Origin of the sequence: Sulfurovum sp. UBA12169 (assembly GCA_002742845.1) — a bacterium.
Classification (GTDB): domain Bacteria; phylum Campylobacterota; class Campylobacteria; order Campylobacterales; family Sulfurovaceae; genus Sulfurovum.
In genome coordinates, this window is sequence record DLUH01000001.1 from 128,522 (window position 1) to 142,341 (window position 13,820).

General features: G+C 38.9%; 19 protein-coding genes. 6 read left to right on the forward strand and 13 right to left on the reverse strand.

The genetic code is table 11. The annotated features are described in order from the left end of the window. Window positions 1–8: 8 nt before the first annotated feature. The 8 genes from CFH81_00715 to CFH81_00750 all read right to left on the reverse strand — a co-directional run bounded on the left by CFH81_00715 (window position 9) and on the right by CFH81_00750 (window position 4,551). Window positions 9–551: a flavin reductase gene (locus CFH81_00715; protein ID DAB40858.1), complete on the reverse strand. Its 543-nt coding sequence runs from the start codon at window positions 549–551 to the stop codon at window positions 9–11. A gap of 50 nt (window positions 552–601) precedes the next feature. Then, entirely contained in the window at window positions 602–820 is a 219-nt protein-coding gene (locus CFH81_00720; GenBank protein ID DAB40859.1) for a hypothetical protein, read from the reverse strand. Continuing rightward, window positions 820–1,371 carry a hypothetical protein gene (locus CFH81_00725; GenBank protein DAB40860.1) on the reverse strand — a complete coding sequence of 184 codons (552 nt, stop codon included), beginning with the start codon at window positions 1,369–1,371 and terminating at the stop codon, window positions 820–822. The genes CFH81_00720 and CFH81_00725 overlap by 1 nt, the downstream gene beginning before the upstream one ends. A 90-nt stretch (window positions 1,372–1,461) precedes the next feature. Further along, window positions 1,462–1,791 carry a hypothetical protein gene (locus CFH81_00730; GenBank protein ID DAB40861.1) on the reverse strand — a complete coding sequence of 110 codons (330 nt, stop codon included), beginning with the start codon at window positions 1,789–1,791 and terminating at the stop codon, window positions 1,462–1,464. 55 nt (window positions 1,792–1,846) lie between these two features. Then, entirely contained in the window at window positions 1,847–2,389 is a 543-nt protein-coding gene (locus CFH81_00735) for a hypothetical protein (GenBank protein ID DAB40862.1), read from the reverse strand. A gap of 199 nt (window positions 2,390–2,588) precedes the next feature. Continuing rightward, window positions 2,589–3,122 (reverse strand): transposase, encoded by a 534-nt coding sequence (locus CFH81_00740; GenBank protein DAB40863.1) that lies wholly within the window; start codon window positions 3,120–3,122, stop codon window positions 2,589–2,591. A 138-nt stretch (window positions 3,123–3,260) separates the two neighbouring features. After that, window positions 3,261–3,806: a hypothetical protein gene (locus CFH81_00745; protein DAB40864.1), complete on the reverse strand. Its 546-nt coding sequence runs from the start codon at window positions 3,804–3,806 to the stop codon at window positions 3,261–3,263. 175 nt (window positions 3,807–3,981) lie between these two features. Continuing rightward, a complete protein-coding gene (locus tag CFH81_00750; GenBank protein DAB40865.1) occupies window positions 3,982–4,551 on the reverse strand; it encodes an SAM-dependent methyltransferase in 570 nt (189 codons plus the stop codon). Window positions 4,552–4,804: 253 nt separating this feature from the next. On the opposite strand from CFH81_00750, the gene CFH81_00755 reads away from it, so the two are divergent. Continuing rightward, window positions 4,805–5,161, forward strand: a complete 357-nt coding sequence (locus CFH81_00755) for a sulfur reduction protein DsrE (GenBank protein DAB40866.1) — start codon at window positions 4,805–4,807, stop codon at window positions 5,159–5,161. Between the two features lie 112 nt (window positions 5,162–5,273). After that, a complete protein-coding gene (locus tag CFH81_00760) occupies window positions 5,274–6,557 on the forward strand; it encodes a PIF1 helicase (protein ID DAB40867.1) in 1,284 nt (427 codons plus the stop codon). A gap of 21 nt (window positions 6,558–6,578) precedes the next feature. Here CFH81_00760 and CFH81_00765 read toward each other — a convergent pair whose 3' ends face one another. The 5 genes from CFH81_00765 to CFH81_00785 all read right to left on the reverse strand — a co-directional run bounded on the left by CFH81_00765 (window position 6,579) and on the right by CFH81_00785 (window position 10,120). Further along, window positions 6,579–6,926, reverse strand: coding sequence for a hypothetical protein (locus CFH81_00765; protein ID DAB40868.1), 348 nt, complete (start codon window positions 6,924–6,926; stop codon window positions 6,579–6,581). 77 nt (window positions 6,927–7,003) lie between these two features. Beyond that, window positions 7,004–8,221 (reverse strand): MFS transporter, encoded by a 1,218-nt coding sequence (locus CFH81_00770; GenBank protein ID DAB40869.1) that lies wholly within the window; start codon window positions 8,219–8,221, stop codon window positions 7,004–7,006. A gap of 28 nt (window positions 8,222–8,249) precedes the next feature. Beyond that, a complete protein-coding gene (locus CFH81_00775; protein ID DAB40870.1) occupies window positions 8,250–8,615 on the reverse strand; it encodes a dinitrogenase iron-molybdenum cofactor biosynthesis protein in 366 nt (121 codons plus the stop codon). Continuing rightward, window positions 8,612–9,310, reverse strand: coding sequence for a hypothetical protein (locus tag CFH81_00780; GenBank protein DAB40871.1), 699 nt, complete (start codon window positions 9,308–9,310; stop codon window positions 8,612–8,614). Before CFH81_00780 ends, CFH81_00775 begins: the two co-directional genes overlap by 4 nt. A gap of 126 nt (window positions 9,311–9,436) precedes the next feature. Beyond that, window positions 9,437–10,120 carry a hypothetical protein gene (locus tag CFH81_00785; protein ID DAB40872.1) on the reverse strand — a complete coding sequence of 228 codons (684 nt, stop codon included), beginning with the start codon at window positions 10,118–10,120 and terminating at the stop codon, window positions 9,437–9,439. Window positions 10,121–10,213: 93 nt separating this feature from the next. On the opposite strand from CFH81_00785, the gene CFH81_00790 reads away from it, so the two are divergent. Genes CFH81_00790 through CFH81_00805 form a run of 4 tightly spaced genes read left to right on the forward strand, consistent with a single transcriptional unit; the run spans window position 10,214 to window position 13,723 of the window. Beyond that, the gene (locus tag CFH81_00790; GenBank protein DAB41399.1) at window positions 10,214–10,867 is read left to right on the forward strand and encodes a paraquat-inducible membrane protein A; all 654 of its coding nucleotides are present in this window, start codon (window positions 10,214–10,216) and stop codon (window positions 10,865–10,867) included. Then, entirely contained in the window at window positions 10,854–11,453 is a 600-nt protein-coding gene (locus CFH81_00795) for a paraquat-inducible membrane protein A (GenBank protein ID DAB40873.1), read from the forward strand. The genes CFH81_00790 and CFH81_00795 overlap by 14 nt, the downstream gene beginning before the upstream one ends. Window positions 11,454–11,510: 57 nt before the next feature. Beyond that, window positions 11,511–13,148, forward strand: coding sequence for a hypothetical protein (locus tag CFH81_00800; GenBank protein DAB40874.1), 1,638 nt, complete (start codon window positions 11,511–11,513; stop codon window positions 13,146–13,148). Then, entirely contained in the window at window positions 13,148–13,723 is a 576-nt protein-coding gene (locus CFH81_00805; GenBank protein ID DAB40875.1) for a hypothetical protein, read from the forward strand. The genes CFH81_00800 and CFH81_00805 overlap by 1 nt, the downstream gene beginning before the upstream one ends. Window positions 13,724–13,820 lie beyond the last annotated feature (97 nt).

The following is a 13,820-nucleotide window of genomic DNA, read 5'->3' on the forward strand; positions in this document are numbered from 1 at the left end:
CTAATGCATTACACTCCGGGCGGAATTTTTGAGCGCATCATTTCTTTTCTATCCAGCTTGCGCCCGTCTACGATGAAGGTACCGTCACCGATGGCGTGAAAAGTTCGTTTCTCTTTGCGTGCGCTGTTGAAGTAAGCGGCGACGCCTTCGAGGACGACGATATCGTGCTTTTTGATGATATCTATCACTTTGCACTCGATATTTGCCAGACATTCTTTGATGAGGGGCGCTTGGACATATTTTCCTTTCACCGGGGTCAGTGCGAACTTTTCAAATTTGTCTGTCTCTTTGCCCGAACAGGTCCCGATCCCAATGACTTTATCAAGCATGTCAACCGCGGGGATCGCGATAACGCACTCTTTCTTTTTCTCAAGAGCGGCGAATGAATGGTTCCATGGGCCTGTGGTGATGGCGAAAATCGGTGTAAAGTCCATCACCATAGTCCACGAAATGGTCATGATGTTCTGCTTTTCCCCGTCGTTGGTGGTAACAAGCACAACCGGGCCCGGTTCCATCAGCGTGAACGCTTTACTGATCTGCATTTCTTCCATGATAACCCTCCGGCTTTAGTTGTCGATGAGAGGAATTTTGTTTGCATCCTCTATGAGGCACTCTCCTCATTTTCATCAAGTGGTATAAAAGTAGTATATAAAAAATGTTCGGCTATTTCAACCGCTATGAGAATTTTATGGTTGAGATGTGCTGCTTTCTCTCTATGAAACTCCAGCTTGGAGACAAGGGAACGTTTAAAATGAGCAATCAAAAAGCCGCTCGCGGGTTTTTGATTGGTCTCCTTTGAATTGTTATGTTCACTAGTCATTATTGTTTTAGTAATTTTTTTGATGACATTAATACGAATATATTATTAATGAGCAATTCTGATGCCTTCTTATAAACTGGCTGGTAATTTGTTTCAACTTCAAATGTATGGGCAGGTGCATGTCCTAACAAGGGTTCATAAAGCCTAAAAGTAAGGCCGTGTGCAACAGGATTGCGTATGTCAGTATAAAATGTGTCATAGTCTAATTTTTCCTTATCTGTTAAAACAGCAGTTTCAAGAAGCTTTGTGGTTATTTTTCTGAAGGAGAGTTTCTCTTTATTAATAATCTCGTCTTCTCTATTCATTAGATTTTGAAGTTGTTCTTCAATATTTTCTTTGCTTGGAATGAAGCCATCAGGATTAGCCGTTTGCCGAACTAGACGAGTTGTAAAAATCATCTCATAAAGAGTCGCACATAGACTGGCGCACGTACTAAACTTTCTATCCATGTAAAACATTAGTGCGTCGCGAAACATATCATTTTCAATTGCTCTGTGAAATTTCACATGTCCAAGTAAAAACTCTGAATATATCTCATTTATAGGCTTCATTACTGTGCTTTCCTTTGAACATAACGTTTGAATTGAGCCAATAAATTAGCCGCAGGGTAATTTATTGGCTCCACTGATTTGTTAGCACCACTACCCAAGTTTTTTGTTTATAGCTTTGCTCAAAGTATTAAGTGGATCTAATTCTTCTTCAACCTTGGTCCCAAACAATGACTCAAAACCTTTAAACCTAAACCAACCTTTTACTTTGACACAAGTTATGTACCCATCATTTACAGGGCATGCCAAAACTAACCGCATTTTTGTTAACTCCCTTAAAACTGCTACGTTAAGAGAATCGAAATCATGGATTTGACCACAAGCACACTCAAAAGGATGACCGTCATAAGCAGATGTATCCATTTGGCTAGGTCTACCTCCTAAAGTTTCTGCAAAAAAATCAGTTGGCTCTAATATTCTCATTTGTTTTCTCATCGATTTAGTATTAACCAGCTCAAGCAGTAAGATTGAGTGGTAATTATGAATAAAACCTCTTTTGCTCTTTTGCCAGTACTGCAATTACTGGAACCCATTGAGTTAAATACATTGTTTGAGCCAGCAAATCGTGCGCTTCATTTTTTGGATATAAATACTGAGCATACTGACTACACAGTGTAAACAAATATTCTCCCGGAGTTTTTGAAGACATATCAATTGAAGCTAATTTGTTCTCAAAATAAGATATGCTCTCGATAAACTCATTCCATCTAGATTGTTTATCCATCCCCTCGTATCTCACTAAAATGAGCATCAGTATTTGTTGATGGTAATCTTCTTCTTGCTCATTAAATTGTAGATCATCACTGAATTTTGCAAAAATATTGGCCAAAACGATGTAGATATTATCATTTTGGTGATAGTCAAATGAAGTTTCAAAACCTTTTGAACAATCATCAACATTTGTAGCGACGAAGTTGGCATATTCTTCAATGGAGTGCATGTCTGCAAGTATTTTTTTTGTAACACTTACCAAGTCATCTTTCTTTTTTTGCCCAAAAAGATTTTTTATGAAGCCGAGCATCTTTGTCCTTTTTTTGCTAACTATTTATTCAACAAACATTATATAACAAACAGCTTGACATTTGACAGATAAACGGATGCTGAAAATGTTCATTTAAGTGGTTAAAATATGACAAATTGCAATATTTTTACTGTTTTCTATCTAAAATCTTTTTCTCGTTCCCATCGTCCCCGATGGGAATGCAGACTAGAATTTTGCATCACCAGAACCTCTCGATCTCTATGAGTCCATCGATTCCCTCATAATTTCTGGCACTGGAGTATCTCCAATGTTTTGCCTCATCCACATAGCCTCTTTTAACAGGGTTCTGATGGATATAGTTTATCTTGTTTATCATCATAGCATCTGTTTGTATAAGTTTGGGTTGGGTGCCTTCCTGCCATATCTGATAGCTTGCTGTAGTCTTATGTGCTTTCTTATAAAAAGCAAACTGTTCGAGTAATGTTGTAGCATTTTCTTTTTGAAGCAGCTTTAGTATCTCTTTGGCGGTAAATGATTTAAAATGCTTCATACTTCTTGCGATATCATCACTGCCGGCTATCAAGTGCATATGGTTTTCAAGAATGACATAAGCGTAAAGTTTGAGATTCTCTTCTGTTTGCAGATATCTTAGGCTGTCAAGAATGATATCTACGCTTTCCGGTCTTGTAAATACAGGAAGCCAGTTGAGTATCGTACAGGTAAAGAAATGAGGATGTGTTGTTTCATAAATTTTGTAGCGACTTCTTCCCATTTGTTTATTGTATCTTATTTTTGTTTATGGTGTTATGTGCGACTGACCTTGGGGTATGCATTCCCATCGGGGACGATGGGAACGAGGGAACGGTTGAGTATAGCTAATAAGTTATACCGCTAGGGAACTTATTAGCTACTATGTTTTGTTAGCAAGCTTACTTAGTATTGGATTCGTAAGTGTTTCTGAATGCCAATGTGCTCGTAAACATTTAAATGCAAAATCAACTAATTCTTTGCATTCATCTTTTGTGATTTGTTCAGATGGAAGCAAAAATTCTTTATTTTTAGCATCTACATATGTAGCTAAGTTCTTTTTTTCAAAAAAACTGCCAACTGAAATGTTAGCTTTTTTTAACCATTCCACATCACTATTGTTTTGTAGGTCAGTTTCCAAACCAAACATATAGTAATGAAAGTTTTGAGATGTAATTTTTTTTGTATGATTATAGAAGCGTTTTTTTAATTTCTTCCAATCAATAGTTTCACCTAACTCAATTTTTGCAATAGCCCCAACTATAATTGGAATTTTCCCTAATTCTTCAAAACAAAAATAAGCAAGGAGATAAGCTCTGCTGAACATTTCATGGTCAAGTAACAGCTTGGCTTCTTTTTGCAAATTCTCTGCGTTGTCAAATATTGCTATACGAAGTGAATGTAATTCTTTAATTGTTAAATTTTCCATAAATGTCCAGCTAACTATTTATTAGAGGAACACAATATCCTCTATCCCCTTTATTGAAGTGTTAGTAGTATATAAAAAATATCCGGCTATTTTAATAAATATTACAATTTATCATATTTTTTTATTTTTCCTCGTACCCAAGCCGGAACTTAGGTACGAGGGAAATATACTGTCGTTAGAGAACAGCGCTAACGGTATACCGCCATTTATGCTTATTGATCTGCACCGTAAAACCGTGACCTTCAAGCACTTCTTTCAGTACGCTCGGCTCATAAAAATTGGCAGGTTCCCCGAAGAGTTTTTCCATCCGGCAGATGCTTTTGCCCAAAAACGTGCCTTTGTCAAAATCGTAGATAAAAAGCCTTCCGCCGTTTTTGAGTACCCGCACGACCTCTTTGAATGCGGCGTCGGGGTTGTTGAAATGGTGCAGCGACTCCCCCATGAAAACCGCATCAAAACTCTCTTTTTCAAACGGCAGGGCTTCCGCGATCCCTACGTGTACCTCCAGATAGGGCGGCGCGTATTTGAGCATCCCCTCGGCCGGGTCTAGAGCTGTATACTTCAGCGTGTCGTTGCACCTGTAGGCGAACTCGCTCATCACTCCCGTGCCCGCCCCGATATCCAAAACGCTCTCTTTGTCGGTAAAACCCCGCAAAAATACACACAGGTCGTCCAATATGGGTTTGGAGTATACCAGCGAGCCCAAATGTTTAAATATAAACCCCAGATTGTTAAAAGACATCATAACTCCTTCCCTCATCCCCAAGCTCCGGCTTGAGGATGCGTGCGCACATATCGGTTTTGACCAAAACTTTTCAGCATTCAGCAATCCTTTTTCCTCTTTATGACCTCCGACTCGGGCGACGAGAGGAAATTTTTACTTTTCTTCTGTCGGGAGCAAAAGATGCTTTGATGTGTTAATATGGTAGCATTATTGATGTAGTATAATAAAAGTATTTATCTATTTTGCTAAATATAAAATCAGAAAAGGACTTTTGATGAAAAACCTCATGATCTTAAATCACCAACCCTATGACGGCACCGATGTAACATGGAATGCTTTGCGTCTGGCCAAAACCCTACATGAAAGAGGGGAGATTGTTAAAATATTTTTAATGAATGATGCTGTTGATTTGGTGCGTGATGTGACAAAAAAACCTGAGTCGTATGAGTATGATTTGGTTGAGATGCTTAAGAGTCTTTACAATAGCGGTGTTGATCTTAGCGTTTGCGGAACATGTATTACTCGCTGCGGCATTAATAAAAATAAGCCGTATTTCAATGATGAAATAAAGGGAACTATGAGTAAACTCGCTGAGTGGGTAATGGAGTGCGATAAGGTATTGACATTCTAAATTTCTCTTGCTGCAAGGTTCCTGTTTGGGGACGAGAGAATGTGTGGAGTCCCATGGTCCTGCCATAAAAGAATTTCTGTATAATACGCAAAACAGAGTTCAAAAGGAGGGCATGATGGATAAAACGGATATACTCGAAGCCCTCAAACACTCCAATGTCTTTCTCACCGGCGGGGCCGGGGTAGGGAAAAGCTATATTACCAATGAAGTCATCAGCGACTACCGTAAGCGCGGCAAGCAGGTTGTTGCGCTTGGTTCTACCGGTGTGAGTGCAGTAAATATCGGGGGTTTTACGGTACACAGTTTTTTTGATTTTGGTATTGCCGGTAATTTTGAAGAGCTTTTGGTCCATGATAAGCGGGCCAAAAAGCGCCTTGCTGATCTTAAAAAAGTGCTTCAGGCCACGGATCTTGTCATTATCGATGAAATTTCGATGGTGAGTGCGGATTTGTTAGATATGGTCGCCTATAGACTTAACCATTTTGGTTATTTGGGGAAATTGCTTTTTGTGGGGGATTTTTTCCAGCTTCCTCCTGTGCAGAAATCAGCTTCCAATCATCTTTTTGGTGACAGGCTTTATGCTTTTGAGAGCAATGCGTGGGAAGCTTTTGCGTTAAAGGTCATTGAACTTACCCAAATGAAGCGTACCCATGATGCAGAGTTTACCCATATTTTAAATAAGGTACGATGCGGCATATGTGATGATGAGGTCATTCTCTACATGCAAAGACTTTGGAACACCCAAATTTCAGATAAAGATTCTACCTATCTTTTTGGACGCAACCTTGAAGCCGAACGGACCAATAGAGCCAAGATTAATGAACTTGATACAGAAGAGACGATCCTTTTTGCCAATTTGGAGATGTTTCAAAAAGTACATGAAAAGAAGCTCTCAGGATGGAAAAATTTGCTTCCTGTTTCTGAGTATCTCACTCTTAAAGAAGGCGTTCCTGTACTTTTTACGGTAAACAAATGGGGAAAATTCGTCAACGGGGAGCGCGGTATTTTGCGAAAGATAGCAGACGAATATCTCATTGTCGAAAAAGAAGAAGGCTGTGTTCGGGTAGAACGTCATGACTTTGACCTGTTGGATATAGCAGTCAGGGAGGACGGTGGAGTTGAAGCGGTCTCTTTGGCCACACTTTCACAGTTTCCTTTAAAACTGGCCTATGCGGTAACGATACACAAAAGTCAAGGCATGAGCATCAATAATCTGGTTTGCAATGTAGACAATATCTTTGCGCCCAGTCAGTTTTATGTAGCAATCTCACGCGCAATAGATCCTAAAAAACTGCGTATTGATTTTAATAAAGGCGACTTGACGCATTATCTTAAGCGGGTGATTCATGTCGATAAAAGAGTGGCGGAATACTACGATAAAATTTCTAAAAACTAGAGAAAATATCATTTTACAGATTTAAAAGTATTTTTTAATTTTATCAATCAATTTTTCTTTTGTTGTGATCTCTTCTTCTGTGTGATCTGTAAAGTAGTGTTCGGGGAGTTTATTTTCTTTTGATCCGTCCACATTGATAACATTGAGCTCCGGGTGGATCAGCTCTCGAAGCTGCCTTTGAACGACCATCTTGGTTGTCATCAGACTCATGCTGCATCCGTGGCATGTGCCGGTGAGTTCTATGTAGACCGTGCCGTCACTTACCCCCAGTAACTTTATGGCCCCTCCGTGAGAATTCACATACATATTTACTTTTGGCAGATTGATCTTTACCGCGTGATATATCTCTTCGTCTGAAAATGGTATCATAGTGATTATCCTTTGTTATAAATATATTAATTTTTTATAATATAAATTGTTTTTCCTTAAAAAGGATTAAATTACTCCTATTTAATCTTTTTGAGCCTTAAACTTAAAAAAAATCCGATCAGCAGCAGCGTGATGGTCAGGAGATATATCACGGTATAACTCTCTACAAATTTAAGAATGACCCCTCCCAGAATAGGAAAGAAAAGCCCAATTGAAGTGATATTGGTCTGAATAGCGGTGTAAACCGGCCGTTTTTCTTCGGGAGCAATCTCTATAACCAAATTCATACCGCTGTTGTTGAATCCATCCAAAGCTACGCCGAACAATAAAAAGATGAGAGCATAACCATAAGCGTCTTTTGCAAAAAGAGCAATAACAAAAGCGATAATGATAAATAAAAAACTAAGTGAAAGCATTTTTTCGTAGTTGTCAATGCGTGTCCACAATAAACTGCTTCCTATGATGCTTCCAAGCATTTGTACCGTGATGAAGCCGCCTAGCATCCATCCGGTCAAGGTAAAGGAGTTGTTGGCATTTAAAATGACAAAAGGCATGGCTAAAAGATAACTGAAACTCAAAAAAATGACGATGATTTGCTGCTGAAGTCTTGCATCACTCTTTAAGAGAAGTTTGGAATTTTTCATAAAAATCTTAAAACTTTTTTCTTTTACGGAAACATTTTGTTTTATCGGCTCTTCTATGGTCGAAAACACAACAAAGCCTATTGCCATAAGCAGGCTGCTTACGATAAAAAGATAAGCGTAATTAAGCGGCGCATCAAAATGGTGAAGCACATATCCGGCAACACCTCCGCTTATGATGGAGGCTACAGAGCCTGCAATCTGCCTGTGCGCCATGCTTTTACCGCGATATGTTTTTGAAAAAAGCTTCGCTTGAAGTTCTTTAAAATAGATGGCGCCAAATCCTGCCGTAAACGAAAAGAAAAAGAGTCCAACCCCGATAAAAAACAGCGTCAAAGGTTTGTTAGTTTCCCCAAAGAGAAAAATGCTTACCCCTATCATCAGCCATGAAAGGAATCTAAAGAAAAATACTTTGCTTAGATAAGGCAAAACACGCTGATAGGCTTGCGCATGAAAGGCTGCATAAAGCTGTATCACTATAGCCCCGCCACGAAGCAGGGAAGCAAAAATCCCTACGATGATAACGCTGTCGCTGAAATGATGCACCATCAGCGGTAAAATCGTAGAGGGTTCGGCTATCGTGATGGCAAGCGAAAGAAAAAATGCATGAATCACATTTTTATAATTATTTTTAGGGTCATCAAGTTTGAACATTATCTGCCGTTTTTATAGAATTGTCATATCAGTGTGCCGAACACGTGCCGTTGCTGTTTATTTTTTCCAATTTTCCTTGAATAAAAAGCATCACGCTCTCTTGAACGTTTTGAGAAATATTGTCAAAGTAAAGGTCAAGCCCGGCCTGCGCAAAGCCCTGAGCAGGCGATCCGCCTATGCCGCTGACGATTAAGGCATCGGGATGGAGGCTCATGATATTGGCCACTGCGTTGCCGCATTCGCCTCCGCTATGGCCAGGGTTTTGAACGACCTCCACCTCTTTAATCTTTTGATCCTCCAATGTAATGATCGTATAGAATTTTGCTTTGCCAAAATGGGCACCTCGTTTGCTAAGGTATCCCATGTTTTCGTCTGTGGGAAAAATCAGTTTCATTTTGTCTCCTTGTGTGAATGTTTATTTTCATGATGTTTTATGATATCGGCCATTTGTGCTTCGTCAAGCAGGGTTAAAGAATTTTCTTCAAAATTTTTCAATACTTCCTCGAGGGTAATGCGCTCAAACCCCGAATGATAAATCTTTATGCCTTCTTGTGTTTTTAGTAACTTATAAGGCATCATTCCCATTTGCTGTATGATAAGCGTATCGGCACCTTCGTCTGTAAGCCATTGTACAACGGCTTGTCCGCCCTCTGCACTGTTTTGTTTTATGGATATTTCTCCGTCTTGGATAAATGCAAACCATTTTGCTTTCCCAAAAAGCGGTGCAACGGCAGGATTTTCTTTGTTTGTTTTGACCGGTATGGCAATTTTCATCGTTTGTCCTTCTTTTTGTTTGGGGAATTCATTTCTTTGTGAAATGATAATGGCTTTACCATTGAGGAGGGCATCTGCTACTTTTTTGTGTGCACCTACCAATATCCTTGAAAATGTAGTTCTTGAAATCCCCATGCGTTCTGCGCATTCTTGCTGATATAAATTTTCATAATCACTTAGTCGTATCGCTTCCATTTCGTCATGTTCAAGTATGGTTTTTTCAATGCATTTGGTTTCTATCCCGCAAGGTTTAAAGCATACTTTGTTATGATTTTTTTCGATATTCCGTATAATTTTTTTCCGGCCCAGTAACATTTGGGAAACTCCTCGTCTTTAATTCGCCTTTGACAAAAACTATTATAACGGACATATGTTCAAAAGTCAAGTTTTTTGTTTTTACAATAGCTGTATTTAACACGATTGCAATGCGGCAGGCGAGTGTTATCGGGTAACAATAGACACATAACCTGCCTGTCTGATATGAAGGTATCTGCTGTGAATGGCTACAATATCGCCATCAAGTTCAAGCAGGTTGTACTCATATTCAAGGTCTATCCGCATCTCTTTTTTTACTTCGCCATAAAAACTTCCCAGTTTTTTGATGAATTTAAAAGGTGTAAAAATAAAAAAACGTTTAGAACTTAGCAGCATAAACGGTGTCATTATGAGATGAACAGGCAAAAGAAAAATAACAGCAAGCAGATATTTCAAAAGACCTTTTTCCAGAATGCCAAAACGCAGTGTCTCAGAAAGAAAGATGTGCTGAAGATCACCCATATTTCCGGCGGAAAAAAGAAAAAGTTCATCGTTGAGTGTAAAGATTTGATGCTTCTCAATTTTAGGCTTTTTGCCATCTGCAAGCAGCTCCAGGACTGTCTGGATTTTTGGTGTACGGTGCAGTTTGGCAACAACATTGAAAGAGCCTATGGGATTAAGGATAAAGACGGGCAAATGATTTAAAGAGTGAAGCTTTTTGAGTACTCTTCGGATCGTTCCGTCGCCTCCGTTGATAATGATATAAGCATATTGCTCTATGGTGCGGCAATTTGCAAGAGAGGATTCTTGTATGGATGTGATTTCAAGAGCAGGGTGATAAAGTTTTCCTCCCACCGAAAGAATTTTCATAAGTTAACCTTTTGTGATGTTTTGCGAAAATTAGGGCTTGTTTTATTCTCCGCAAACAGCCGAAATTCTTTGATATTGGCTATAATTATAGCCATGATACTTGAAAATGAAGATGCGTTGGATCACTATATTATTTGTCGCAAATGCCATACATTGCATGAAGAGATACCTATACGTGACGGCACAAAAGCATGTTGCAGCGAATGCGGAGGAGTATTGTACAAATACGACAGCAGGCTCACAGAACATGGCTTGGCGTTAAGTGTCAGCGGACTTATTATGTTTGTTTTGGCCAACATTTTTCCTTTAGTTAAGATAGAAATACTCGGACATGAGCAATTTATTACAATTTCAAAAACTATTTTAAGCCTTTTTGAGAGCGGTTTTTATCTTGTGGGCCTCATTTGTGCTTTTCTTATTTTTGTCTTTCCTTTGATGATATTTTTGATTTACAGTACTCTTTTTGTTTTGCTTAAACTAGAAAGAGGAGAAAAAACGATCAAGGAGCTGCTTGTTTTGCTGTCCCGTATTTTGCCATGGAGCATGAGCGATATATTTTTTGTCAGTATTTTGGTGGCATTGGTTAAGCTTATCGGGTACGCGCAGATACATATAGGGGTTTCTTTTTGGGCGCTGATAGGTTTTGTGGTGCTGGATCTGTATATCACAAAAAACTTGCACATTTACGAGATATGGATGTTGCGAAAACGTACTTTTTCCAAAGAGAGAAGCAATGATAGAGATTGATGAAAAGAAGCTTATCAGATGTCCGGTTTGTGAAGCGGTCAATATTGACAGAGGAACAAACAGTTCTTGCCGCCGCTGCGGATGCACGATCTATAGGCACCAAAAATTTACGACACAAAAAAGCTGGGCATATCTTATAACGGCTATTGTCGCATACATTCCCGCCAATCTTTATCCGATGCTTATTACCAAACAATTCGGATCAGGAGAGAGCAGCACGATTTTGGGCGGCATTGTAATGCTGTGGGAACACGGTTCGTATCCCATCGCTATGGTGATCTTTGTTGCTTCTATTGTTATTCCTGTTTTAAAATTTCTTATTTTAATTTATCTGCTTGTTAGTGTAAAATACCCTTTGGGAAAAGATAAAAAGATCAATAAGCATAAAATGTATTTTTTAACAGAAGCAGTAGGTCCGTGGTCCATGATCGATGTATTTGTTGTTGCTATACTTGCAGCACTTATACACCTTGCCAATATTCAGATCATCGCCGGAACCGCTGCAACCGCATTTGCGCTCTCTGTGTTTTTTACACTTTTGGCTGCCCATGCATTTGATGAACGATTGATTGAAGGAAGAAGTTAAGTGCATAGAATGATAGTGCCGGAATTTGGAGTCAAAAGAATAAAGGAAAAAAGATAGATGCCAAAACAGATACCCGTAATAGAAGAGTCAACAAAATTTAATTTTATCACCTCCATATGGATTGTTCCATTTGTTGCATTGCTTATAGCCGGCTGGCTGGCATTTCAATATTTTGCTCAACTGGGTCCGGAGATTAGGATTATTTTTCCTAAAAATGAAGGTTTGCAAGCCGGACAAAGTCAAATAAAATACAGAGATGTGCCAATAGGCACCGTAAAGAAGATCGAATTGCAAGAAGATGGGGACGGAGTAGTTGTTGTTGCAAGAATGGATAAAAATATTAAAAAATATCTTGATGGCGATACAAAATTTTGGATTGTAAAGCCAGAAGTGGGTTTAGGAGGAGTAAGCGGACTAGACACTTTGATTTCCGGGACTTATATCAAAATGCATAGAGGCAAAGAGGCAACAACAAAAAGGAGATTCAAAGATAAATTTGAAGGACTTAGCCGTGCCTACAAACAAACAGGTGAAGGAGAATTTTTTCAACTCAATGCCCCCTTTTCGTATAATATAACCAAGGGTACTCCGGTTTATTTTAAAAATATTGAAGTGGGCCAAGTGGAGCATGTGACTATTGCGCTTGATGGCAATTCAATTGATTTTGTTGTTTTTATTGAAAATCAATACGCCGCTTATGTGCATGAAGATTCAAAATTCTGGGTGATGAGTGCTTTTGATGTAGATTTTTCCAATGGAAGACTGGACGTCAATATCGCTCCGGTAACCCACTTGATTCATGGAGGCATTGCTTTTTCTTCCATGGGAAAAAATACAGAAGACAAAGTAAGGGATAAGTTTATTTTTCCTCTTTATAAAAATTACAGTATGGCCCAAAACAAGACGGGAAAGGGCGGTAAATCACGCAATATGTTTAAAATTTTTGTTGAAAAATCCATTGCCAAGCTGAAAGCAAATGCTTCGGTTCGTTATGACGGTTTTGATGTGGGGGAGGTCAAAGAGGTAAAGACATCTTACGACGCCCAAACGCACAAGATGACCGGAAGTGTTTTGCTGCAGATTGATACTTCGTTTTTTGAAGACGAAAAAGATCAAAATCTTTCAGGAAAGAACAATTTTTATAAGGCAGTAGAAGAGGGTTTGCGTGCAAAAATTACATCGTCAGATCCGTTGACGGGAATGCTTTATGTGGATTTGATTTTTGAAAAAAATGCGACCAATCAAAAAATAATACAAAAAGAGCATTATGCGGTATTGCCTACGGTAGAGCCTGATGATTCAGACATCATAGGTTCGGTGCAAAATGTATTGGCAAAACTTAATGCTTTGCCGTTAGAAAAATTGCTTACATCAGTTAACAATGTTGTTGATGATAATGCTGAGCCTTTACATCAAGTGATGGTTGATCTTCAAAAAACGGTAAGCAATCTCAATGCGATGACAGACCAAAAATCGTTCAAAGCAATGCCTGATGAACTCACACAAACAATGCAAGAACTCACCAGAACCCTTAAGGCTACCAGACAGCTGGTGAAGGGATACGATAAGGATTCACTGCTAACGCAGCAGATCGCACAGACGTTGAAAGTGGTAGCGGAAACATCTAAAGAGATGCAAGAGTTTATAAGAATGCTAAACAGAAAGCCTACCTCAATGATATTTGGAGACAAATAATGAAAGAAATAGTTATAAAAAGATCAGTATGGTTTGCGGTGATACTAATGATGATGCATGGATGTGTGACAACGGGCAGTTATTATGTTCTCTCAACGGTACCCTCACCTGCAGCAACGTATATGCAAAACAAAAAAACAATAGGTATTGAAAAGATAAGTGTTCCCAAATATCTTTTTAAAAGAGAGATAGCGATAGCCAAATCAAACAGTGAAGTGGTTTTTTTGAACGACGGCACATGGGCAGAGGATATGAATGAAGGTTTGACACATCGGCTTATCGGTTTCATCCAAAAAAAGTTTCACCAGCCTCAAGTTTACGCCTATCCATGGGGGGTAGATACGCAGCCAAACATTAAAGTACGGGTACAAATTACACGCTATATCGCGCAAGGGAATTTTGTATACCTTGATGCCAATTGGCACATTGAAGATTTGCAAACACACAAAAGTGATGCGCAATTGTTTAGTGTTAGCGTCCCGACAAAACATGATACTAAAAATATAGTAGATGCGATGGATAAAGCATTTGGAAAACTTGAAGAGGATATTGCAAAGGGTATTCATCGCTTTTAATTTTTTAATATCCGATAAATAAAAAACTATATTTATCGACCCCGCTGCGGGATCTCTGTCGTGGGTAAAGAATAAATTTTATAGTTATGTTACAATA

Coding starts and splice junctions, on each gene's coding strand:
- CFH81_00715 (DAB40858.1), bottom strand. CDS start 551: ATGGAAGAAATGCAGATCAGTAAAGCGTTCACGCTGATGGAACCGGGC.
- CFH81_00720 (DAB40859.1), bottom strand. CDS start 820: ATGACTAGTGAACATAACAATTCAAAGGAGACCAATCAAAAACCCGCG.
- CFH81_00725 (DAB40860.1), bottom strand. CDS start 1,371: ATGAAGCCTATAAATGAGATATATTCAGAGTTTTTACTTGGACATGTG.
- CFH81_00730 (DAB40861.1), bottom strand. CDS start 1,791: ATGAGAATATTAGAGCCAACTGATTTTTTTGCAGAAACTTTAGGAGGT.
- CFH81_00735 (DAB40862.1), bottom strand. CDS start 2,389: ATGCTCGGCTTCATAAAAAATCTTTTTGGGCAAAAAAAGAAAGATGAC.
- CFH81_00740 (DAB40863.1), bottom strand. CDS start 3,122: ATGGGAAGAAGTCGCTACAAAATTTATGAAACAACACATCCTCATTTC.
- CFH81_00745 (DAB40864.1), bottom strand. CDS start 3,806: ATGGAAAATTTAACAATTAAAGAATTACATTCACTTCGTATAGCAATA.
- CFH81_00750 (DAB40865.1), bottom strand. CDS start 4,551: ATGATGTCTTTTAACAATCTGGGGTTTATATTTAAACATTTGGGCTCG.
- CFH81_00755 (DAB40866.1), top strand. CDS start 4,805: ATGAAAAACCTCATGATCTTAAATCACCAACCCTATGACGGCACCGAT.
- CFH81_00760 (DAB40867.1), top strand. CDS start 5,274: ATGATGGATAAAACGGATATACTCGAAGCCCTCAAACACTCCAATGTC.
- CFH81_00765 (DAB40868.1), bottom strand. CDS start 6,926: ATGATACCATTTTCAGACGAAGAGATATATCACGCGGTAAAGATCAAT.
- CFH81_00770 (DAB40869.1), bottom strand. CDS start 8,221: ATGTTCAAACTTGATGACCCTAAAAATAATTATAAAAATGTGATTCAT.
- CFH81_00775 (DAB40870.1), bottom strand. CDS start 8,615: ATGAAACTGATTTTTCCCACAGACGAAAACATGGGATACCTTAGCAAA.
- CFH81_00780 (DAB40871.1), bottom strand. CDS start 9,310: ATGTTACTGGGCCGGAAAAAAATTATACGGAATATCGAAAAAAATCAT.
- CFH81_00785 (DAB40872.1), bottom strand. CDS start 10,120: ATGAAAATTCTTTCGGTGGGAGGAAAACTTTATCACCCTGCTCTTGAA.
- CFH81_00790 (DAB41399.1), top strand. CDS start 10,214: ATGATACTTGAAAATGAAGATGCGTTGGATCACTATATTATTTGTCGC.
- CFH81_00795 (DAB40873.1), top strand. CDS start 10,854: ATGATAGAGATTGATGAAAAGAAGCTTATCAGATGTCCGGTTTGTGAA.
- CFH81_00800 (DAB40874.1), top strand. CDS start 11,511: ATGCCAAAACAGATACCCGTAATAGAAGAGTCAACAAAATTTAATTTT.
- CFH81_00805 (DAB40875.1), top strand. CDS start 13,148: ATGAAAGAAATAGTTATAAAAAGATCAGTATGGTTTGCGGTGATACTA.